This window comes from Neorhizobium tunisiense (assembly GCF_039631515.1).
Taxonomy (GTDB): Bacteria; Pseudomonadota; Alphaproteobacteria; order Rhizobiales; family Rhizobiaceae; genus Neorhizobium.
Genome location: NZ_JBDIUU010000002.1, coordinates 897,462 through 917,084 on the forward strand (window position 1 = coordinate 897,462; position 19,623 = coordinate 917,084).

Here is a 19,623-nt window from a genome sequence, read left to right on the forward strand (position 1 = left end):
ATTTATCCGTCGTCTGCGCCATTCCGGTGGAGGATGGACGAGTCATGGCGGAAACAGGCGGCTAATTCAATCGCCTCACGGTTTCTCGATGCTTTCGACAGGTATTTCTCATGAACCTTCAGCCGCTCCTCGATGCCCCGCTTGCCGTCCAGATCCATGTCGCGGCCGTCCTGCCGGCCTCCGTGCTCGGTGCCTATATTCTGCTCAATCGCAAGGGAACTCCGGTACATCGCCTGCTCGGCAAGATCTGGATGGCGCTGATGGTGATCAGCTCGCTCTCCAGCTTCTTCATCCACGAGCTCAACCTCGTCTACGGTTTCAGCCCGATCCATCTCCTGTCGGTTTTCGTGCTCGTCGCGGTGTGGCGGGCAATCAGTGCTGCCCGCGCCCATAATATCCGGGCACACAAGGCGGCCGTCATCGGCATGTATTTCGGCGGTATCGGGATCGCCGGCCTGTTCACGGTGATCCCGGGGCGGATCATGAACGCGGTCGTCTTCTCCGGCGGCCCGAGCTGGATCCTGATCGTGACGCTGCTCGGCATTGCCGGAACGCTGTTTCTGCAGCGCCGGCTGGCGAGGCGCCAGCCTTGATCATTACATCAAGAATTTCCTCAAAAGCGTACCGTTCGGCGCCATGCTGTCATGGACAGGCCCGGCTTACGGGGCTAGAGCTGCGCTCAAGAAACTTGCAGCAACGGCCATCCGCGATGACGACCGCTTGCGCGGAGGAAATTCCATGGCCGATGCAACGTCCAAGCCCGTTTCCGTAACTTCAGCCGAAGTGACGATCCTGCCGATCATCCTGGCGGTCAGCTTCTGCCACATGATCAACGACATTATGCAGTCGATGATTTCGGCGATCTATCCGATGCTGAAGACGGATTATGCGTTGGACTTCTGGCAGATCGGCATCCTGACGCTCGCCTTCCAGTGCACGGCCTCGCTGCTGCAGCCGGTGATCGGCATCATCACCGACAAGAAGCCTTTCCCCTATTCGCTGCCGGTCGGCATGGGCTCGACCTTCATCGGCCTGTTCATGCTGGCGAACGCGCATTCGTATGTGGTGCTGGTCATTTCCGCGTCGCTGATCGGCATCGGTTCGGCCGTCTTCCATCCGGAATCATCGCGTGTCGCGCGGCTGGCATCGGGTGGACGCTACGGGATGGCGCAGTCGGTCTTCCAGGTCGGCGGCAATTTCGGCCAGTCGATCGGCCCGCTGCTTGCAGCCTTCATCATCGTGCCGAACGGGCAGGGCAGCGTTGCCTGGGTCTCGGTCGGCGCGCTTGTCGGCATCGTCATGCTCGCGGGCGTGGCGCGCTGGTACAAGGCGCACATGCTTGCCAACCAGGGTCGCAAGCGCGTGCTGAAGGCCCATGACCTTTCAAGGCGCACGGTCGCCATCGCGCTCATCGTGCTGACCATCCTGACATTCTCCAAGAATGCCTACATGGCCTCGATCAGCAGTTATTATACCTTCTTCGTCATCGAGCGCTTCCAGGTGACGGTGCAGCAGTCGCAGGTCATGCTGTTCATCTTCCTCGGCGCCGTGGCGCTCGGCACGGTGATCGGCGGGCTGGTCGGCGACAGGTATGGCTCCAAGGTGGTGATCTGGTTCTCGATTCTCGGCGTGCTGCCCTTCACGCTCGCCATGCCGTTTGCCAACCTGCCGATGACGATCGCGCTTTCGGGCATCATCGGCTTCATCATGGCTTCCTCTTTCCCGGCAATCGTGGTGATGGCGCAGGAACTGGTGCCGGGCCGGGTCGGCATGATCGCCGGCATTTTCTTCGGGATCGCCTTTGGCATCGGCGGCATCGCGGCGGCGGTACTCGGCGTCTTCGCCGACAAGTACGGCATTGGCTTCGTCTACAACGTCTGCGCCTTCTTGCCAGTGCTCGGGCTGCTGACGGTTTTCCTGCCGGGGAAAAAGGCTCTGCGGGTCGCCTGAGGAGGAATCTTCGGCTATGTGATGCGGGACGGATCGCTTTTGCGTCCGTGAGCGTTATATCGGCCGAAGGTACGGTCGAACAGGAGGGCACGGCATGGAATGGAAAGGGCGGCGGCAATCCGACAATGTCGAGGACCAGCGTGGCGCTTCCATGGGCGGCAGCCCGATGGGCCGAGGCGGGTTCCGCATTCCGGTCGGCGGTGGTGGCCGACGCGGGGGCGGGCTCGGCATCGGCGGCATCATCGTTATCCTGATCATCTGCTGGATCACCGGCATCAACCCGCTTTCGCTGCTCTCCGGCGAGCTCGGCATGGACGGTTCGGGCTTCGAGCAGCAGCAGACGACCCAGGGCACGCCCGCCAACGATGAGACGACGGCGTTCGTGCGCACCGTGCTTGCCGAGACGGAAGATACCTGGAACGGCATATTCCAGGCCAACGGCCAGCAATACCAGGAGCCGGTGCTGGTGCTGTTTTCCGGCCAGGTGAACTCCGCCTGCGGATTTGCGTCTTCCGCGACCGGGCCGTTCTATTGCCCCGGTGATCACAAGCTTTATCTCGACACCAACTTCTTCAAGGAACTCGAACAGCGGTTTGACGCGGCCGGCGATTTTGCCGAGGCCTATGTGATTGCCCACGAGGTCGGCCATCACGTGCAGAACCTGCTCGGCATCCTGCCGAAGTTCAACCAGGCCCGCCAGCGGATGAGCGAGGCGGACGCCAACCGCATGTCGGTGCGCGTCGAGCTGCAGGCCGACTGCTTTGCCGGCGTCTGGGGCAAGTTCACCCAGCAGAAGGGCATTCTCAACACCGGCGATCTCGAAGAGGCGCTGAACGCCGCCCAGCAGATCGGCGACGATACGCTGCAGAAGCGCAGCAAGGGTTATGTCGTGCCTGAAAGCTTCAACCACGGAACGTCGGCGCAGCGCGCGCGCTGGTTCAAGCGCGGGTTCGACACGGGCGACATGAAGGCCTGCGATACGTTTTCGGGGAATGTGTAAGGGGCCGGCTTCGGCGTTTGCTGTCCTTTAGAGAGACAATGGAGGGGGCATCGCCGGGATGCCCCCTCCGCCCGGCAGGGCAGAGGGGGCGATCTGGCTCCGTCCCCTCGATGTTTACCGGTTTCGGGAGTAGCGTAACTCCCGAGCAACGATGAGCGGTCCCCAGGGCCTATTTATACATCCCCTCGCGCAGGTTGATGCCGTATTCCACATAGGCCTTCATGGCGCAGAGCATCTGCGACCAACCCTGGCAGTTGCCATAGGAGGCTTCGAGCCCGCCCTTCGTTTCCCGCCAACCTTCCTCAGCGATCGTCACCAGTGTGCGGTTTCCGTCAAGCGGCTCGAAGGTCATGGTGACCGTCGTCTTGTAATCGGCGAGGACGACGTTTTCCGGCCCTTGTTCGGCGGCATTGCCCTCCGTCGCATCCCAGCGCAGCACGATCTTCCTGTTCTTTTCCACCTCGACCACGTCGACCGGGAAGGCGCCCGGAAAGTCGTGGAAATCCCAGGTGACCGTCGCGCCGGGTTCGAGCCGTCCCTTGGCGCCGCCTGTGGTGAAATAACCCGACAGTTTCTTCGGGTCGGCGACGGCCTCGAACACTTCCTCGACCGGTTTTGAAATTCGGCCGGATACCTTGAATTTCAGTTCCATGATCTTTCTCCCTTGTTTCTCCCCCTATCATGTTATAAAAATATAACATGTCAAGCGGCGAAAAAAACGACCTTATTTTCAAGGCCCTGGCGGCTCCGGTTCGCAGGGAGATTCTGGACGAACTGAAGGATCGGCCGCAGACGACGGGCGATCTCTGCGCCCGTTTTCCGAACCTCGACCGCTGCACGGTCATGCAGCATCTGAAGGTTCTGGAAAGCGCCGACCTCGTGCTGGTGAAGCGTGAGGGCAGGGAGCGTTGGAACCACCTCAATCCGCTGCCGATCAAGGCTATCCATGACCGCTGGATCGGCGCCTATGCGGCGCGGGCGGTCGACATGCTCGACCGGATGAGGCGGGATCTGGAAGACTAGCGGATCAGCAGCGCGGTGCCGTAAAGCCCGAGCGCGAAAACGGTGTGGGCGGCGAAGTTGAGGAGACGCACCTTGTTCGGCTTCGGCGTTTTCGAAGCGGCCCAGCCAAGACCGAGGCCCGGCTGCATCAGAAACCAGCCGGCGCCGATGGTGACGATGCCGAAGATCCAGGCGGGAATGAAGGTCGGGACGGCGAACCAGTTCGGCCCCATGATCAGGGCGAGGATCACCCCGTAGAGAAGGCCAATGGCATAATGGCCGGCCCAGCCGAGCGCCAACTCATGTTCGTAGGGTTCAGCCGCCGCGATGCTGTCGTGAAAGACCTTTGCGCGGCGCAGGTGCCAGAACCAGCGACCGGCGGGCGCCCAGTTTGCCTTGGGCTGGGCGAAGACCTTGTTCAGGACGATCGCCCAGAGATCCATCAGGATGGTCGCGCCGAGGCCGATGAGAATGCCGCGCAAGAGAAGTTCGATCATGGGTGAGGTCTGCCGGAGAGAGGGAGGTCACCCAGTCTCTAAGGGCTCCGGTTCGGGCTGTCGAGATCTTCCGGACTTAAGGAAACATCTTGTCGGCGGTGGCGCTCGCCAGCGTCTTGCCGCCGGCATCGAGTGCCTTCACCGTGAAGCGGTATTTGTGCTTGCCGGACGGTGGGCAAGGGCCGGTATAGCTGAAGGCACCGTAGGCGAGCGATTTCTGGCCGGAAAAATCTACCTTGCCGCCGCCGTGGTTATAATCCGGCACGTCCATATCCTTCATACGGATATCGAGCGTCTTGGTGCCGGCGGGTACGCCCGAGAGCGAGATCGGCGGCGATTTCGAATCGAAACATTTCTTCGTCGGCCCCCAGTCGAAGGAGACCTTCATGTCCGCCATCGCGGCGGTACCCGATGCCAAGAGGAATGCGATCGCAATCAACCCGCGCATGATAATCCCCCAATCGATCATGACCGAAACAACCGGACGCCAGCCTATGTGTTTGCTTGCGGCTGTCAACGGAGATCGCGCAAAAATGGCGGAAGGGCAGGCGGCAGAGCTTTTCATCGCCGGCGCCATTGCGTGCATTCGTTGATTTTCTCGAAGCCAACTGGCGTGGAGCCGGCTGGCCGATGTGTAACGGTTGTGCCTTTCATCAAAAATTTTGAAATGTTCACGGATTGTTTCGGTTTTCTTTTGCCGTTATGTAAGCACCCGGCGAGTTGATCGTCTTTCCAGAAAACACCATTGCTAGAGAGACATTTTTAATGCTCGACCCGAAATTTGTGCGCCGCGGCCTTTTCCTCGTCTTCATGATCCTGTTCCTCGATATCATCGGGATCGCGATCATCATGCCGGTGCTGCCGGCCTTCCTGCGTGAACTGACCGGCGACGACCTGAGTGCGGCGGCGGTCGATGGTGGCTGGTTGCTGCTCATCTATTCCGCCATGCAATTCCTGTTTGCGCCGTTGCTCGGCAATCTCAGCGACCGTTTCGGCCGGCGGCCGATCCTGCTGGCTTCAGTCCTTACCTTCGCGCTCGACAACCTGATCTGCGCGGCCGCCACCAGCTTCTGGATGCTGTTCGTCGGTCGGGTGCTCGCCGGCATTTCCGGCGGTAGTTTCGCCACCTGCTCGGCTTACATTGCCGACATCAGCAATGACAATAACCGCGCCAAGAACTTTGGCCTGATCGGCATCGCCTTCGGCGTCGGTTTCACGGTCGGGCCCGTGATCGGCGGGCTGCTCGGCGAGCTCGGGCCGCGCGTGCCGTTCCTGGGAGCCGGGTTGCTGTCGCTCGCCAATTTCGCAGCCTCCTGGTTCCTGTTGCCGGAAACGCTCGACAAGGCGAACCGCCGCAAGTTCGAGCTGAAGCGCGCCAACCCGCTCGGGGCGTTGCGTCAGATGCGCCACTATCCGGGTGTCGGCTGGGTCATGCTGGTGATGTTCCTCTACTGGCTGGCGCATGCGGTCTATCCGTCGGTCTGGTCCTTCGTGTCGGCCTATCGCTACGGTTGGAGCGAAGGGCAGATCGGCCTTTCGCTCGGACTGTTCGGCATCTGCGCCGCATTTGTCATGGGGTTCATCCTGCCGAAACTGGTGCCGGTGCTCGGCGAGTGGAGGACCGCGGTGCTCGGGCTTTGTTTCTCCTGCCTCGGCCTTACCGGTTATGCCTTCGCGTGGCAGGGGTGGGTCGTCTATGCCGTCATCCTTGTCACGACGATCGAGAACGTCGCCGACCCGGCACTTCGCAGCATCGCCTCGGCGAAGGTGCCGCCGTCGGCCCAGGGGGAGCTGCAGGGCGCGATGACGAGCCTCACCAGCCTGACGACGATCGTCGGGCCGGCGATCTTCACGCAGCTGTTCAGCGCGTTTACCGGAGGGAATGCAACAATGGAGTTCGCGGGGGCGCCATACATGATGGCGGCGATTTTCATGGCCTGTGCCATTTTGGTGTTTTTAGCCCGGATTTCACGAAGAACGGCTGGGGTTCCGCTCGCAGCCGAGCTTGAGCATCAGATTTCTTGAAGAGTCGTCCAAAAATTCTGCTGAATCGCCTGTAAGTGTTGCCGCATGCTTGATGCTCCTCTATAGGCTGCACCTGCGCCGCTCACCAGTTTCTGGAAGCGGCTTTTTTCGTCTGAGGAGGAGTGTCATGTCGAGCCTTTCCACCACAATGGCAATGACGACGACGGACAATTCCTGGTCTGCGCATATGCGCGCGACGTTTGCGCTTGGGGTCCCCTTCGTCGGCGCACAGCTTGCCCAGATGGCGATCAACACGACCGACGTCATCATGGTCGGATGGCTCGGCACGACCGAACTTGCGGCCGTGGTTCTCGGAAGCCAGATGTTCTTCATCGTCTTCATCTTCGGCTCGGGATTTGCCGGCGCCGTCGTGCCGATGGTTGCCCAGGCGCTTGGCCGAGGTGATGGAGCCTCGGTGCGCCGCTCCGTGCGCATGGGGATGTGGGTGGTGATCGCCTATGGCATCCTCACCGCTCCGCTTCTATGGTTCTCGCAGCCGATCCTGATCGGACTTGGCCAGGATCCGGAGATCGCCGGAATGGCGCAAGGTTACCTGCGCGTCATCCAGTGGGGCATTTTCCCCAATCTGATCCTCATGGCGATGCGGGCGTTCCTGAGCGGTCTCGAGCGTGGCGGCATCATCCTCTATGTGACCCTTGGCATGTTCGTCACCAATGCGGTGATGAACTACGCCTTCATCTTCGGCAATTTCGGTGCCCCCGCATGGGGGCTGGAAGGGGCTGCGTTCGCTTCGATGTTGTCCGCAACTGTCGGCTGCCTGTTGTCTATCGCCTATATTGAAGCGAAGGGAGAAACGCGTGCCTACGAGCTTTTCGTCCGCTTCTGGCGAGCGGACTGGATTGCCTTCCGTGAGGTCATCGGCCTCGGGCTGCCGATCAGCTTCACCATCCTTGCCGAGACCAGCCTGTTTGCCGCGGCCTCGCTGCTGATGGGGATGATCGGCAAGGTGGAACTCGCCGCGCACGGCATAGCGTTGCAGCTTGCCGCGATCGCCTTCATGATCCCGCTCGGTCTCTCCCAGGTCGCGACCGTGCGCGTCGGGCTTGCCTATGGGCGAGGGGACCATCTCGGGGTCCGGCGGGCGGCCATGTCGATCCTGCTGATCAGCATCTGCTTCACATTGACCGGCAGCGTGCTCTTCGCGCTTTTCCCGCATGAACTCGGTTCGCTCTTCGTGGATATCCGCAAGCCCGATACGCAGATGCTGCTCGGCCTTGCCGCGCCGCTCGTGGTGATCGGCGGGGCGTTCCAGGTGGTCGACGGTCTGCAGGCGGTCGGCGCCGGCCTGTTGCGCGGGCTCAAGGATACGCGGGTGCCGATGGTGCTGGCGCTGATCGCCTACTGGCCAATCGGCTTTTCCTGCGCCTGGATCTTCGCCTTTCCGCTCGGGTTCGGTGGCGAGGGCGTCTGGTTCGGCTTCGTCACCGGCCTTGCGGCCGCCGCGGCTCTGCTTTGCGGCCGGTTCTTTCTGCTGGTGAGACGCCAGGCCAAAACGACCCGCTGAACTTCAATGGGCTGTCTGCGTTGATCAGGCCGGCAGGAGCTCCTGTAAAACCGCGCTGTGGTAGAAGCCGATATCGGTCTCTACGCCGAGACGCCGGCTCAGTGCCTGCCTGTCGATTCCCGCCTCCTCATCCGATTTCGCGACTGCGGCGATGACCGGCTGAAGGACGTGCTCGCCTTCGAACTGAAGGATGGAGAGGACGTTGAACGGTCCGGCGCTCGAATGCTGTTCCAGGATCAGGTCGTCGACGACGCCCGGTTGGGTACGGATCACCTCATGCGTCCTGTGGACCAGCATCATGAATTCTTGGCGCCCTTCGGCCGGGACTGCAAACCTGTTGACGCGAAAGATGCGTCGCTTCTGTATTTCGCTCATATGAAAAACCCCTGCTCGATCTTGAACAGGGGCGTTTATGGGACCTCAACCAAAGTTGAGGTCAATAGGGTCGCTGGATTTTTTCGAAGCGTCGAAATCAGCGTTCCGCAAGGGCAGGTTCGCCCTTCTTCTCGCGCACCATGTTGATGAAGCGACGGAAGAGGTAGTGGCTGTCCTGCGGGCCGGGCGAGGCTTCCGGGTGATGCTGCACCGAAAAGACCTGCTTGCCGGTGACGCGCAGGCCGCAATTGCTTCCGTCGAAGAGCGAAATGTGAGTCTCCTCAACGCCTTGCGGCAGAGACTTCGAATCGACCGCGAAGCCGTGGTTCATCGAGACGATCTCGACCTTGCCGGTGGTGTGGTCCTTGACCGGATGGTTTGCGCCGTGGTGGCCCTGGTGCATCTTCTCGGTCTTGGCACCGAGCGCGAGACCCAGCATCTGGTGGCCGAGGCAGATGCCGAAAGTCGGGATATCCGTCTTGATGACGTCTCTGATGACCGGCACGGCATATTCGCCGGTTGCGGCCGGGTCCCCGGGGCCGTTCGACAGGAAGATGCCGTCCGGCTTCAGCGCCATGATGTCCTCGGAGGAGGTCTGGGCCGGCACCACGGTCACCTTGCAGTCGAGGCCGGCGAACAGGCGCAGGATGTTGCGCTTGACGCCGTAATCGACGCAGACGATGTGATATTTCGCGTCTTCGGGCCGAAGTTCGCCGTAACCTTCGTTCCAGACCCAGGGCTTCTGGCTCCACTGCGACGACTGGCCGGAGGTTGCTTCCTTGGCGAGGTCAAGGCCTTCGAGGCCACTCCAGGCCCGAGCCTCGGCCTTCAGGGCTTCGATGTCGAAGACGCCGTTCGGATCATGGGCTATGACAGCGTTCGGGGCGCCGTTCTGGCGGATCCAGGCGGTCAGCGCGCGGGTGTCGATGCCGGACAGGCCGATGATGCCGCGGGCCTTCAACCAGCCGTCGAGATCCTTGGCAACGCGGTAGTTGGAGGGCTCGGTGATGTCGGCCTTGAAGATCGTGCCGACCGCGCCGCGCCTTGCCGCGGGCGTCAGGTCCTCGACGTCTTCCTCGTTGGTGCCGATGTTGCCGATATGCGGGAAGGTGAAGGTGACGATCTGGCCGAGATAGGAGGGGTCGGTGAGGATTTCCTGGTAGCCGGTCAGCGCGGTGTTGAACACCACTTCCGCCGGCACCTTGCCGGTCGCGCCGATGCCGGTTCCTTCGATCACGGTGCCGTCGGCCAGAACGAGCAATGCGGTGGGCTTCTTGATTGTCCAGGGGGCGGTCGCGGTCATATCCATCCTTCTGCCTCGCCGGTCCCGTCCCTTGAAGAGACAGGCTGCGGGGCCATCTATGGTCGTTGAGAGACGGGCGCGCGGAAATCCCGGCGCAAGCCCAAACCTCTAAATCTCGTGCAGGTGCCGGAAAATAGACAAAGCGGGCGAGGTGGTCAATCTCGCCGCTCAAGAATTCCACGAGGATTATAGTCCATGGGATTCAACGGTTTGGGTGATTTGATTTGATCGGCCCGGACCTGTCGTCTATGACAACGGTGTGAATGCCAAGGAAAAGCCACAATTCACCATGCCTGCGGCCGGCTTTTTCCCAAGGAGAAAAAAAGATGATGCGCGACAAGCTTTCCGATGCGCTCAAGGAATCCATGAAGGCCAAGGACACCCGCCGGCTTTCGACCGTGCGGCTGATCCAGACCGCGATCAAGGATCGCGACATCGCCAATCGTGGTCTCGGGAAGGATCCGGTCAGCGATGACGATATCCTGCAGATCCTGCAGAAGATGGTGAAGCAGCGCGAGGAATCGGCAAAGATTTACCAGGATGCCGGACGCGCCGAGCTTGCGACGCAGGAGCGCGATGAAATCGAGGTCATCAAGGGTTTCATGCCCGAACAGCTCTCGGACGATAAAGTCCAGGAACTCATCAAGGCGGCGATCGCGGAGTCAGGTGCCCAGGGTCTGCGCGACATGGGCAAGGTCATGGCGGTGCTGAAAGAGAAATATCCGGGCCAGATGGATTTCGCCAAGGCATCGGGGTTGGTGAAGGACCTGCTAAAATAGGTCTGACGACAAGTTGCCTGGCTGGGTGGGGTCGGTATCCGCCGGCCTCCTGCTTCATATCACCTGATCCTCATCATCCTGGTCCGCCCGCCTTTCCGCTATCTGGCGGCTTTCATGCTTGATCGGGCGAGCGACCGGACACACGTCCTGGACGAACCCGTTCAACGTATTGACCAGGTTGTTCGGCACGATCGAATAATGGATGAACTGTCCCCGACGTTTTTTTGCGATCAGCCCCGCGTTCTCCAGCACGCTCAGGTGCTGGGAGATCGACGGTTTCGACATATCGAAGCGACTGGCTATTTCGCCTGCGGTCATCGAGGTGTGGGCGAGATAGGCCAGAATACGCCGCCGTGGCGCCGACGCGAGCGCTTCGAAGACGCGCTGAAAAGAGCCGTCGGGGCTTAGCGCTTCTTCTAACAGATCGACTTTTTCGCTCTTCGTGGTTCGGTCCACAGTACTGCTCCCGCCGCATCGGTAAATAGGCTATTGCCTAATTACCTAAGTTCTGGATATAGATATTTAGCTTATTAACTAATAATTGCTTACCCAGTCGCGCGCAAGGCGGTGTGGATGATTTCCGGGAGATTTGCGATGACCCGTGCGAGCCTCATCCTCACTCTGTCCACGGAACGGATGAATTCCAGTCGGAAAAGCAATGCGACTGATGGCGATGTCGTATGGGTTCCGGCAAAGTCAATCTGGACAATGTCGCTCACTTTTATTGCCGTCTTATTCGGTCCGCTGACGTTTACCTGGGATGCGCTGCTGCTCTTCGTCGCGACGACCGCGATCACCATTTGCGCCGGTCATTCGGTGGGCATGCACAGGCTGCTCATCCATCGCTCTTTTACAACCAGCCAGATCGTCGAGCATATTCTGGTCTATCTCGGCGTTCTGGTTGGCATGGCAGGGCCTTTTGGAATGATATACGCGCATGACATCCGCGACTGGGCACAGCGCCAGCGGGAATGCCATCCGCTGCATGCGCATCGTCGCTGGTTTTTGGGCGATGCGTGGTGGCAGATGCATTGTGCTGTGAAGCTTCGCCATCCGCCCCGCTTCGTGATCGAGTCGCGCGTCCGGGAAGACCGCTTTTATCGGTTCCTGGAACGCACATGGATGGCACAGCAACTGCCATGGGCGCTGCTTTTCTTCGCGCTCGGCGGCTGGAGTTTGGTAGTCTGGGGGATCGCGGTGCGCGTCTCTGTCTCTCTCACGGGGCACTGGATGATTGGGCATTTCGCCCACCGTCGGGGGTATCAGGGTTGGAGCGTCGACCATGTCGCGGTGCAGGGTTACAATCTCCCGGCTTTCGGACTCGTGACCTTCGGCGAGGCTTTCCACGGCAATCATCACGCATTTCCGCAGTCTGCGCGCCTGGGGCTGGAGCCCGGCCAGATCGATCTCGGCTGGAGTTTCATCCGGGCTCTCGTGTGGCTCGGTTTGGCGAGCGAGTTGAAATTGCCGGAAAACACGCAACCGCGGGCAGGGCTGCGTCGCGAGCCGGGGGCTGGGCCTTACGTTCCGCGTACCTGTGGGCGCAGCTGCAAGGGCTGCCCGAGGTCCGCTGTCAGGGACGGTAATCGCCTTTCGGAAATGCCGCCTGGCGGCTCGAGGGCAGATTGAATTGTGCAAGTCTCGCGCGCTGCCGTGACAAAGCCAGGATGTCAGGCCTATATGTTAGAAATCCTGACAGAGGTGAAGATGCGCTTTTCCAACAGTTTCCTCGACGAGATCCGCGACCGCGTGCCGATATCGGCCGTCGTCGGCCGTCGGGTGACGTGGGATCGCAAGAAGACCAATGTGTCGCGCGGCGACTATTGGGCCTGTTGTCCCTTCCACGGCGAGAAGAGCCCAAGCTTCCATTGCGAGGACCGCAAGGGTCGATACCACTGCTTCGGCTGTGGCGTCACGGGCGATCATTTCCGCTTCCTCACCGAGCTCGAAGGGCAGAGCTTTCCGGAAGCCGTGCAGACGGTCGCCGACATGGCCGGCATCGCTATGCCGCAACCGGACCCGCAGGCCGAGAAGCGCGAGAAGGAACGCACGACGCTGCTCGACGTCATGGAGCTGGCGACGCAGTTCTTCCAGGATCAGCTCCAGAGCGCCGTCGGGGCCAAGGCGCGCGCTTACCTGCGCGACCGCGGGTTGACGGGCCGCACCATCGAGACCTTCCGTCTCGGTTACGCACCGGAAAGCCGGAATGCGCTGAAGGAACATCTGGCGGCCAAGGGCGTGCCGAAAGACCAGATCGAGGCCTGCGGCCTCGTCGTGCATGGGGAGGGGATCGCGGTCTCCTACGACCGTTTTCGCGACCGCGTGATGTTCCCGATCCTGTCGTCGCGGGAAAAGGTGATCGCGTTCGGTGGCCGCGCGATGGCGCCGGACGCGCCCGCGAAATACCTGAACTCCAATGAGACCGAGCTCTTCCACAAGGGACAGGTGCTCTACAATTTCGCCCGCGCCCGGCGCGCGGCGCAAGTCGGTCCTGGCCAAGGGGGAGCAAAGAGCGAAGGCGGCACGATCATCGCCGTCGAAGGTTACATGGATGTCATCGCGCTGCATCAGGCAGGCGTCGAGAATGCGGTGGCGCCGCTCGGCACCGCGCTTACCGAAAACCAGCTTGAGCTTCTCTGGCGGATGACCCCGCAGCCGGTGCTCTGCTTCGACGGCGACGGCGCGGGCCTGAGGGCCGCAAGCCGCGCGGCCGATCTGGCGCTTCCATTCCTGAAGCCTGGAAGATCGGTGCGTTTCGCGCTTTTGCCCGATGGCAAGGATCCGGACGATCTCGTCCGCCATGAGGGCCGCGCGCCGTTCGACAAGGTGCTCAACGATGCAAAGCCGCTGGTCGACATGATCTGGCAGCGCGAGGCGTCGTCGGCAAGTTTCGATACGCCGGAAAAACGCGCCGAGCTCGAGGCGCGGCTGAAGCAGATCGTTTCCGTCATCGCCGACGAAAACGTGCGCCGCCATTACCAGCAGGCCATCCGCGACCGGCTGAACAGCTTTTTCGCACCGGCACCGCGCGGCGGCGGCGACCGGCGCCAGAATTTTCAGCGCGGTTCGGGCGGCGGCAGGCCAGGCCAGGGCGGTCCGCCGCAGGGACCGCGCGCCGCGGGACGGGCTGCCGGCGTTTCGGATCGGCTCGCGCGCTCCGGCCTCGTGCGCGGTTACAGCGACCTGCCGGCGCTTCGCGAAAGCGTGCTGGCGCTCACCATCGTCAACCATCCCCAGCTTCTGCTGGAGGAATATGACGAGATCGCCGCGATCGATTTCGAGAACCGCGACCTGCAGCGCTTCTGGTCGGCGATGCTGCCGGCAGCGGCGACATCGGGCGCCAACCTTTCGCGCGAATACCTGATGCATCGGCTTGCCGGCGAGGGGTTCGACGTAATGCTGAAATCTCTCGACCAGCAGGTGCGCAACGCCCGGCTCTGGACAGCGACCGAGATCGCCGCGCTGGAAGACGCGCGCGAAGGCTATCGGCAGGCGCTGTCGCTGCACAAGCGCACCAAGGCACTCAGGCTGCAGAAGATCGAGCTGGAACGGGAGATCGCCGAAACCACGGAAGCGGGCGATGCGGGCGAGATCGAGCCGCTGCTGCGCGCGCTATCCGAAGTCCAGCTCGAAATCCTCCGGATGGAAAACCAGGAAGCGATCATCGACGGGTTCGGGGTGCTTTCGGGCCGGGTGAAGGGAGCCGCCGTCAGCCACGGCTGACAAGCGGCCGTCGTGAGACGCTGCCCTTGCGACGCGTGGCGTGGAGACGGCGGCGATCAATCTGAGATGCGTGCCGGAAATCGACATTGCCACGCTGACGGTAACCCAGTATGACGGTGCTTCCCGCTAGGGAATATGCCGGACGAAAAGCGTAGGCCTTTATGTCTACGCAAACCCTTGTCTTTCAGGGCCTACCGCCTACATATCGGTTAAATCTGGTGAGCGTACCCCTATTAGGGCCCCTCAAAGGGCATATTTTCGACTTTTCCTGGGTATCACCCATGGAAGGGCTTGACGGGGCGTTAATTTGTGGGAATCACCATTTCAAGGCAAAATAGGCGGAGTGGGTCAATAGCACCGAACATGACCGGTGATCCTCTTGTAGGACGGTCCTGAGTGAAAAACGGCCGCCGAATGGTAATCGGGAATTAAAGGTCATTCCGTTACGTGTTGGACAGTGATTCGCGACTAAGGCGGTCAACCCCGTCTTCAGCCGGTGGCCACGAAGCGCGGCGAAAGTAGCGTTCAGGGAAAGCGACTAAATACATGGCAACAAAAGTCAAAGAAAACGAAGAAGCAGAGAACGAACGCGAAGGCTCGCACGACGGTCCGCTTCTCGACCTTTCTGACGACGCCGTCAAGAAGATGATCAAAGCCGCAAAGAAGCGCGGCTATGTCACCATGGACGAGTTGAACTCGGTGCTGCCATCGGAGGAAGTCACCTCCGAGCAGATCGAAGACACGATGGCGATGCTGTCGGACATGGGCATCAATGTCGTTGAAGACGAAGAGGCGGAAGAAACCGCCGCCAGTGACGACGACGCCGACGGCGACAGCGACGACAATGAGAGCGAAGGCGGCGAAATCGCCACCACCTCCAGCACCGCGCTCGCGACTGCGAAGAAGAAAGAGCCGACCGACCGTACCGACGACCCGGTGCGCATGTATCTGCGCGAAATGGGCTCTGTCGAGCTTCTGTCGCGCGAGGGCGAAATTGCGATCGCCAAGCGCATCGAGGCCGGCCGCGAAACGATGATCGCCGGGCTCTGTGAGAGCCCGCTGACCTTCCAGGCGCTGATCATCTGGCGTGACGAGCTGAATGAAGGCACCACCCTGCTTCGCGAGATCATCGATCTCGAAACGACCTATTCCGGTCCTGAAGCCAAGGCGGCGCCGCAGTTCCAGAGCCCGGAAAAGATCGAGGCAGACCGCAAGGCCGCCGAGGAAAAGGAAAAGACCCGCAAGGCCCGCTTCTCCGCTGCCAATGACGACGACATCACGGCTGTCGGCGGCGATGGCATGAACCTCGAGGAAGAGGAAGAGGACGACGACGAGTCGAGCCTTTCTCTCGCCGCGATGGAAGCCGAGCTGCGTCCCCAGGTCATGGAGACGCTCGACACGATTGCCGACACCTACAAGAAGCTGCGCAAGTTGCAGGACCAGCAGGTCGAGCAGCGCCTGGCGGCGACCGGTACGCTGTCGTCGGCCCAGGAGCGCCGTTACAAGGAGCTCAAGGACGAGCTGATCACGGCGGTCAAGTCGCTGTCGCTCAACCAGAATCGCGTCGATTCGCTGGTCGAGCAGCTCTACGACATCTCCAAGCGCCTGATGCAGAACGAAGGCCGCCTGTTGCGTCTCGCCGAATCCTACGGCGTCAAGCGTGACTCGTTCCTCGAACAGTACCAGGGTGCGGAACTCGATCCGAACTGGATGAAGTCGATCGCCAATCTGGCCGCCCGCGGCTGGAAGGAATTCGCGCGCGCCGAGAACACGACGATCCGCGATATCCGCCAGGAGATCCAGAACCTTGCGACGGAAACCGGCATCTCGATCGCCGAATTCCGCCGGATCGTGTCGATGGTGCAGAAGGGCGAGCGCGAAGCGCGTATCGCCAAGAAGGAAATGGTCGAAGCGAACCTTCGCCTCGTCATTTCGATCGCCAAGAAGTACACGAACCGCGGCCTGCAGTTCCTCGACCTCATTCAGGAAGGCAATATCGGCCTGATGAAGGCGGTCGACAAGTTCGAATACCGCCGCGGTTACAAGTTCTCGACCTATGCGACCTGGTGGATCCGGCAGGCGATCACCCGTTCGATTGCCGACCAGGCCCGCACGATCCGTATTCCGGTGCACATGATCGAGACGATCAACAAGATCGTCCGCACATCGCGCCAGATGCTGCACGAGATCGGCCGCGAGCCGACCCCGGAAGAACTGGCCGAAAAGCTTGCGATGCCGCTCGAAAAGGTCCGCAAGGTCCTGAAGATCGCCAAGGAGCCGATCTCGCTCGAAACCCCGGTGGGCGACGAAGAGGATTCGCATCTCGGCGATTTCATCGAGGACAAGAACGCGCTTCTGCCGATCGATGCGGCCATCCAGGCGAACCTGCGCGAGACCACGACCCGCGTTCTCGCTTCGCTCACGCCGCGTGAAGAGCGCGTGCTGCGCATGCGCTTCGGCATCGGCATGAACACCGACCACACGCTCGAAGAAGTCGGCCAGCAGTTCTCGGTCACCCGCGAACGTATCCGCCAGATCGAAGCGAAGGCGCTCCGGAAACTCAAGCACCCGAGCCGCAGCCGCAAGCTGCGCTCGTTCCTGGATAGCTGAGCGGTTTCAGGTATGGAAACTACAGAACCCGGCCCGCGAAAGCGGGCCGGGTTTTCTGCTTCTGGTGATCAGATCGGCCGGATCATGGCCTGAACGATCCGTCGCGTCATCGGTAGAGCTCCGAGCAGGGTCGGGAATGCGATGAGCCACGAGACCAGCCAGGCGGACATCCAGCTCAGCAGGAATTCGGGAGCAAAGCCGAGGTTCTTGAGTGTCGCGACACCGGATACGACAAAAGTCATCAGGATGGACAGAACGAATGGCATGAGAAGAGCCGCATAGCGTGCGGGGAGGCGCGTAAGCTTCATGGAGAAGACTTTCCAGAGGAGGATCGTCGATCGATATCGAGCATATGCATCCGATCAAAATCGCCAGTACCGACGATCCGGGGTTGGGATGCGTTGCTTCACGTTAGACGCTTACGGCTGAGTTCAGATCCAGCGACCGCTTCCATAGCGAAAAGTGGACCGCCCTGCAATATCAGGCGGTCACCAGAACCCGGCATTCATTTTTCAATGTCCTACCGAACTCGAGAACACATTGACCACCACGACGCCGGAGATGATCAGGCCGAGGCCGATGATGGCGGCAGTGTCCAGGGTCTGGCGAAACAGGATCAGGCCAACGGCGGAGATCAGCACGATGCCGAGGCCGCTCCAGATCGCGTAGGCTATGCCGACCGGCAGGGTGCGCAAGGCGATCGACAGGAGATAGAAGGCCATCGCATAACACAGCCCCATCAGGATGGTCGGCAATGCGCGGGTGAACTGCTGGCTCTGCTGCAGGAAGGTCGTGCCGATGACTTCCAGCACAATTGCACAGGCGAGCGCGCCGTAGGTGAGGATTGCGGGGTTCATTTTCGTTACTCTTGTTTCGTGAGGCCTTGCAGCTGGTCGCGGAGTTCGGCAAGTTCCGTCGCCGGCAGACCATCCGCCTCCATGAGATTGGCAAGCCAGATGCCATCCGCCGCGTAGCGCGCGAGCTTGAGAGCCGGATGACTGTCGGTTTCAGCATGGCGTTCGAGCCGGTCACGCATCCATTCCGACCAGAGCTGCCTCAGCCGCGCATCGGTCATGCAGGAGATCGACAGCGCCGCCCAGGGGCTTTCGGCCCCATCGCGGGTCACCTGGAAAAAGGCGTCGACATAGGCGCGCGTGAACCGGCCCCGGTCGATTTCGTCCTCGCTCATCAGCCGGTCGATTTCCATATCAAGCTTGCCGAGCAGGTCTTCGAAGACGGCTTCGATCAGGGCCTGCTTGCTCGGGAAATGGTGCAGCAACCCACCCTTGGTGACGGAGGCCGCGTCGGCGACCGCCTGCAGGGTGAGGCTGCCGAGACCTTCGTCCACGGCGCATCGCGCCGCATGATCCAGAAGGGATCTCCGCACCTGTTCGGGTTGTTTTTCGCGCCTGTGAGCTTTCGACATGAATTTAAACATACCGTATAGTCGGTTTGTTTGCAAGCGGCAAGCTGTCTCCGAACCCCATCGGAGAGGGGCAGCCGCGCAACTCGCTGCCGGAAAGCTGGATTATGCGTTGTTTTGATCGCTCGGGGACTCGATCCGGCCGGCTTTCCATCTTACATCCGCTGCCATGACGGATTTATCTGGAAAGCCGCGCGGCGACATAAGATGGGGCATTCCTGCCTCCATCCTGGTGCATGTCGTTTTCGTGGCGGCCCTGTTCTTCCACCTGCCGGTCGATCAGTCCGAGCCGGAGAAGGAGGAGAGCGTCCAGGTCGAGATCGTGCCTCCGCCGGAAGAGCCGGAGAAGAAGCCGGAAGAGCAGAAGGCCCAAGAGAAGAAGCTGGTCGAAGAGGCGAAGCCGGAAGAGAAGAAACCTCCGGAACCTTCAAAACAGGAGGAGGCGAAAAAGCAGGAGCCGCCACCCCCGCCGCCCGAACCGCCGAAACAGGAGGAGGCTAAGAAGCAGGAGCCGCCTCCGCCCGCGCCTGAAGAAAAGCCCGCCGAGCCGCCTTCTGCCAAGGAGGCTAAGGGGCAGCCTTTGCCGGTTCTGCGCCCTGTCTTCGAATTCGGTGAGAAGGACAGCGGACCGAAGAAATCTCTGACCGGCAATGCATCGAGGGAAACGACCAACCCGCCGGCCGAAAGCAAGGCGGATGCGGAGGCCGTCGAGCCGGTAAAGCAGGCAAAGGAAGCGCCTGCCGTGGTGGAGGCACCACCGGCCAATCCGATGCCGGACGATATTAAACTGCCGGAGGTCGGCATTGCGGCGGCCAACGGATTGCAGGACGGTCCCATTGCCGGCACCTCGCCGGATGCGACCAAGACCGAGATCGTGACGGCGCCGCCAATCGCTTCGCCCAAGAACGACCCTTCCAAGACGCCGACCCCTGGCAAGCCGGTCGAGCTGACCGAGGCAAAGACGCTGTTTTCGCAGAGCGAGACGGGCGATGCGGCCGCCACGACGGCGATGGGCAATGTGCCGCGAGGGGTGCGTGCCGGACAACTCTGCTCGACGGAACTACAGGAGCAACTGCGCCATGCCTCGCCGCCTTTCCGAGCGGAATGGGTGCCGATGTACAATCTGCCAACCGGCAATGTCCTGGAAGCTAGGCGCTCTGCCTTTCCGGCGCAGGGCCAATGGTACAATCTCAGTTTCCGCTGCGAAATTGACGAAAATGCCACCAAAGTTCTGTCCTTCGCATTCGAAGTCGGCGCGCCGGTGCCGCGAAGCGAATGGCGCAAGCGCCGTTTTCCGGAATTGTGACGAGGCCTTTTCGGGCCCGATCTACAATAGCGGTGACCCGATACCTCTCGCCGAGATCCTGTAGAATACCTCCGTCAAAGATGGCATTTGGGGATTACTAAGACC

Annotated in this window: 21 protein-coding genes; 12 read left to right on the top strand and 9 right to left on the bottom strand. The window is 61.1% G+C overall.

Annotated elements, in window-relative coordinates; genetic code table 11:
• Positions 1-110 precede the first annotated feature (110 nt).
• From ABCW43_RS13520 to ypfJ, 3 genes are all read left to right on the top strand, one after another.
• Positions 111-593 carry a DUF2306 domain-containing protein gene (locus tag ABCW43_RS13520; protein WP_345925138.1) on the top strand — a complete coding sequence of 161 codons (483 nt, stop codon included), beginning with the start codon at positions 111-113 and terminating at the stop codon, positions 591-593.
• A 145-nt stretch (positions 594-738) separates the two neighbouring features.
• A complete protein-coding gene (locus ABCW43_RS13525; RefSeq protein ID WP_345925140.1) occupies positions 739-1,950 on the top strand; it encodes an MFS transporter in 1,212 nt (403 codons plus the stop codon).
• A gap of 151 nt (positions 1,951-2,101) precedes the next feature.
• Positions 2,102-2,950: a KPN_02809 family neutral zinc metallopeptidase gene (gene ypfJ, locus ABCW43_RS13530; RefSeq protein WP_445738944.1), complete on the top strand. Its 849-nt coding sequence runs from the start codon at positions 2,102-2,104 to the stop codon at positions 2,948-2,950.
• A gap of 169 nt (positions 2,951-3,119) precedes the next feature.
• On the opposite strand, the gene ABCW43_RS13535 is transcribed toward ypfJ, so the two are convergent.
• Positions 3,120-3,602 carry an SRPBCC family protein gene (locus ABCW43_RS13535; RefSeq protein ID WP_345925144.1) on the bottom strand — a complete coding sequence of 161 codons (483 nt, stop codon included), beginning with the start codon at positions 3,600-3,602 and terminating at the stop codon, positions 3,120-3,122.
• Between the two features lie 47 nt (positions 3,603-3,649).
• Here ABCW43_RS13535 and ABCW43_RS13540 point away from each other — a divergent pair, with 47 nt between their 5' ends.
• Complete coding sequence (locus tag ABCW43_RS13540; protein WP_345925146.1) at positions 3,650-3,973, top strand: ArsR/SmtB family transcription factor; 324 nt, start codon at positions 3,650-3,652, stop codon at positions 3,971-3,973.
• On the opposite strand, the gene ABCW43_RS13545 is transcribed toward ABCW43_RS13540, so the two are convergent.
• Positions 3,970-4,449, bottom strand: a complete 480-nt coding sequence (locus ABCW43_RS13545; protein WP_345925148.1) for a DUF2938 domain-containing protein — start codon at positions 4,447-4,449, stop codon at positions 3,970-3,972. The genes ABCW43_RS13540 and ABCW43_RS13545 overlap by 4 nt on opposite strands.
• Before the next feature lie 76 nt (positions 4,450-4,525).
• A complete protein-coding gene (locus ABCW43_RS13550) occupies positions 4,526-4,846 on the bottom strand; it encodes a YbhB/YbcL family Raf kinase inhibitor-like protein (RefSeq protein WP_345925150.1) in 321 nt (106 codons plus the stop codon).
• Here ABCW43_RS13550 and ABCW43_RS13555 point away from each other — a divergent pair.
• The 3 genes from ABCW43_RS13555 to ABCW43_RS13565 all read left to right on the top strand — a co-directional run bounded on the left by ABCW43_RS13555 (position 4,836) and on the right by ABCW43_RS13565 (position 7,999).
• The gene (locus ABCW43_RS13555; protein ID WP_345925152.1) at positions 4,836-5,042 is read left to right on the top strand and encodes a hypothetical protein; all 207 of its coding nucleotides are present in this window, start codon (positions 4,836-4,838) and stop codon (positions 5,040-5,042) included. The genes ABCW43_RS13550 and ABCW43_RS13555 overlap by 11 nt on opposite strands.
• Before the next feature lie 172 nt (positions 5,043-5,214).
• Positions 5,215-6,474, top strand: coding sequence for a TCR/Tet family MFS transporter (locus ABCW43_RS13560; RefSeq protein ID WP_345925154.1), 1,260 nt, complete (start codon positions 5,215-5,217; stop codon positions 6,472-6,474).
• A gap of 127 nt (positions 6,475-6,601) precedes the next feature.
• Positions 6,602-7,999, top strand: coding sequence for an MATE family efflux transporter (locus tag ABCW43_RS13565; RefSeq protein WP_345925156.1), 1,398 nt, complete (start codon positions 6,602-6,604; stop codon positions 7,997-7,999).
• Between the two features lie 24 nt (positions 8,000-8,023).
• On the opposite strand, the gene ABCW43_RS13570 is transcribed toward ABCW43_RS13565, so the two are convergent.
• Positions 8,024-8,374 (bottom strand): antibiotic biosynthesis monooxygenase, encoded by a 351-nt coding sequence (locus ABCW43_RS13570; RefSeq protein WP_345925158.1) that lies wholly within the window; start codon positions 8,372-8,374, stop codon positions 8,024-8,026.
• 97 nt (positions 8,375-8,471) lie between these two features.
• Entirely contained in the window at positions 8,472-9,677 is a 1,206-nt protein-coding gene (carA, locus tag ABCW43_RS13575) for a glutamine-hydrolyzing carbamoyl-phosphate synthase small subunit (protein ID WP_345925161.1), read from the bottom strand.
• A gap of 326 nt (positions 9,678-10,003) precedes the next feature.
• On the opposite strand from carA, the gene ABCW43_RS13580 reads away from it, so the two are divergent.
• Positions 10,004-10,456, top strand: coding sequence for a GatB/YqeY domain-containing protein (locus tag ABCW43_RS13580; RefSeq protein WP_445738935.1), 453 nt, complete (start codon positions 10,004-10,006; stop codon positions 10,454-10,456).
• Between the two features lie 54 nt (positions 10,457-10,510).
• Here the strand turns inward: ABCW43_RS13580 and ABCW43_RS13585 are convergent, their stop codons facing one another.
• A complete protein-coding gene (locus ABCW43_RS13585; RefSeq protein ID WP_345925477.1) occupies positions 10,511-10,879 on the bottom strand; it encodes a metalloregulator ArsR/SmtB family transcription factor in 369 nt (122 codons plus the stop codon).
• A 189-nt stretch (positions 10,880-11,068) separates the two neighbouring features.
• On the opposite strand from ABCW43_RS13585, the gene ABCW43_RS13590 reads away from it, so the two are divergent.
• From ABCW43_RS13590 to rpoD, 3 genes are all read left to right on the top strand, one after another.
• The gene (locus ABCW43_RS13590; RefSeq protein WP_445738945.1) at positions 11,069-12,085 is read left to right on the top strand and encodes an acyl-CoA desaturase; all 1,017 of its coding nucleotides are present in this window, start codon (positions 11,069-11,071) and stop codon (positions 12,083-12,085) included.
• Between the two features lie 78 nt (positions 12,086-12,163).
• A complete protein-coding gene (gene dnaG, locus ABCW43_RS13595; protein WP_345925481.1) occupies positions 12,164-14,179 on the top strand; it encodes a DNA primase in 2,016 nt (671 codons plus the stop codon).
• 546 nt (positions 14,180-14,725) lie between these two features.
• Entirely contained in the window at positions 14,726-16,789 is a 2,064-nt protein-coding gene (gene rpoD / locus ABCW43_RS13600; RefSeq protein ID WP_345925163.1) for an RNA polymerase sigma factor RpoD, read from the top strand.
• Positions 16,790-16,857: 68 nt separating this feature from the next.
• Here the strand turns inward: rpoD and ABCW43_RS13605 are convergent, their stop codons facing one another.
• From ABCW43_RS13605 to ABCW43_RS13615, 3 genes are all read right to left on the bottom strand, one after another.
• Entirely contained in the window at positions 16,858-17,097 is a 240-nt protein-coding gene (locus tag ABCW43_RS13605) for a DUF2798 domain-containing protein (protein ID WP_345925166.1), read from the bottom strand.
• Between the two features lie 204 nt (positions 17,098-17,301).
• The gene (locus ABCW43_RS13610; RefSeq protein WP_445738946.1) at positions 17,302-17,634 is read right to left on the bottom strand and encodes a DMT family transporter; all 333 of its coding nucleotides are present in this window, start codon (positions 17,632-17,634) and stop codon (positions 17,302-17,304) included.
• A 17-nt stretch (positions 17,635-17,651) separates the two neighbouring features.
• Positions 17,652-18,227: a TetR/AcrR family transcriptional regulator gene (locus tag ABCW43_RS13615; RefSeq protein WP_345925170.1), complete on the bottom strand. Its 576-nt coding sequence runs from the start codon at positions 18,225-18,227 to the stop codon at positions 17,652-17,654.
• A 154-nt stretch (positions 18,228-18,381) separates the two neighbouring features.
• On the opposite strand from ABCW43_RS13615, the gene ABCW43_RS13620 reads away from it, so the two are divergent.
• Positions 18,382-19,518, top strand: coding sequence for a DUF930 domain-containing protein (locus ABCW43_RS13620; protein ID WP_345925172.1), 1,137 nt, complete (start codon positions 18,382-18,384; stop codon positions 19,516-19,518).
• Positions 19,519-19,623: the final 105 nt, after the last annotated feature.

Bases quoted from the DNA above. Each gene is read 5' to 3' on its own strand.
- ABCW43_RS13520 (WP_345925138.1), top strand. From the start codon at position 111: ATGAACCTTCAGCCGCTCCTCGATGCCCCGCTTGCCGTCCAGATCCAT.
- carA (WP_345925161.1), bottom strand. From the start codon at position 9,677: ATGACCGCGACCGCCCCCTGGACAATCAAGAAGCCCACCGCATTGCTC.
- rpoD (WP_345925163.1), top strand. From the start codon at position 14,726: ATGGCAACAAAAGTCAAAGAAAACGAAGAAGCAGAGAACGAACGCGAA.
- ABCW43_RS13545 (WP_345925148.1), bottom strand. From the start codon at position 4,449: ATGATCGAACTTCTCTTGCGCGGCATTCTCATCGGCCTCGGCGCGACC.
- ABCW43_RS13540 (WP_345925146.1), top strand. From the start codon at position 3,650: ATGTCAAGCGGCGAAAAAAACGACCTTATTTTCAAGGCCCTGGCGGCT.
- ypfJ (WP_445738944.1), top strand. From the start codon at position 2,102: ATGGGCGGCAGCCCGATGGGCCGAGGCGGGTTCCGCATTCCGGTCGGC.
- ABCW43_RS13620 (WP_345925172.1), top strand. From the start codon at position 18,382: ATGACGGATTTATCTGGAAAGCCGCGCGGCGACATAAGATGGGGCATT.
- ABCW43_RS13535 (WP_345925144.1), bottom strand. From the start codon at position 3,602: ATGGAACTGAAATTCAAGGTATCCGGCCGAATTTCAAAACCGGTCGAG.
- ABCW43_RS13580 (WP_445738935.1), top strand. From the start codon at position 10,004: ATGATGCGCGACAAGCTTTCCGATGCGCTCAAGGAATCCATGAAGGCC.
- ABCW43_RS13570 (WP_345925158.1), bottom strand. From the start codon at position 8,374: ATGAGCGAAATACAGAAGCGACGCATCTTTCGCGTCAACAGGTTTGCA.
- ABCW43_RS13550 (WP_345925150.1), bottom strand. From the start codon at position 4,846: ATGGCGGACATGAAGGTCTCCTTCGACTGGGGGCCGACGAAGAAATGT.
- ABCW43_RS13560 (WP_345925154.1), top strand. From the start codon at position 5,215: ATGCTCGACCCGAAATTTGTGCGCCGCGGCCTTTTCCTCGTCTTCATG.
- ABCW43_RS13565 (WP_345925156.1), top strand. From the start codon at position 6,602: ATGTCGAGCCTTTCCACCACAATGGCAATGACGACGACGGACAATTCC.
- ABCW43_RS13555 (WP_345925152.1), top strand. From the start codon at position 4,836: ATGTCCGCCATCGCGGCGGTACCCGATGCCAAGAGGAATGCGATCGCA.
- ABCW43_RS13525 (WP_345925140.1), top strand. From the start codon at position 739: ATGGCCGATGCAACGTCCAAGCCCGTTTCCGTAACTTCAGCCGAAGTG.
- ABCW43_RS13605 (WP_345925166.1), bottom strand. From the start codon at position 17,097: ATGAAGCTTACGCGCCTCCCCGCACGCTATGCGGCTCTTCTCATGCCA.
- dnaG (WP_345925481.1), top strand. From the start codon at position 12,164: ATGCGCTTTTCCAACAGTTTCCTCGACGAGATCCGCGACCGCGTGCCG.
- ABCW43_RS13615 (WP_345925170.1), bottom strand. From the start codon at position 18,227: ATGTTTAAATTCATGTCGAAAGCTCACAGGCGCGAAAAACAACCCGAA.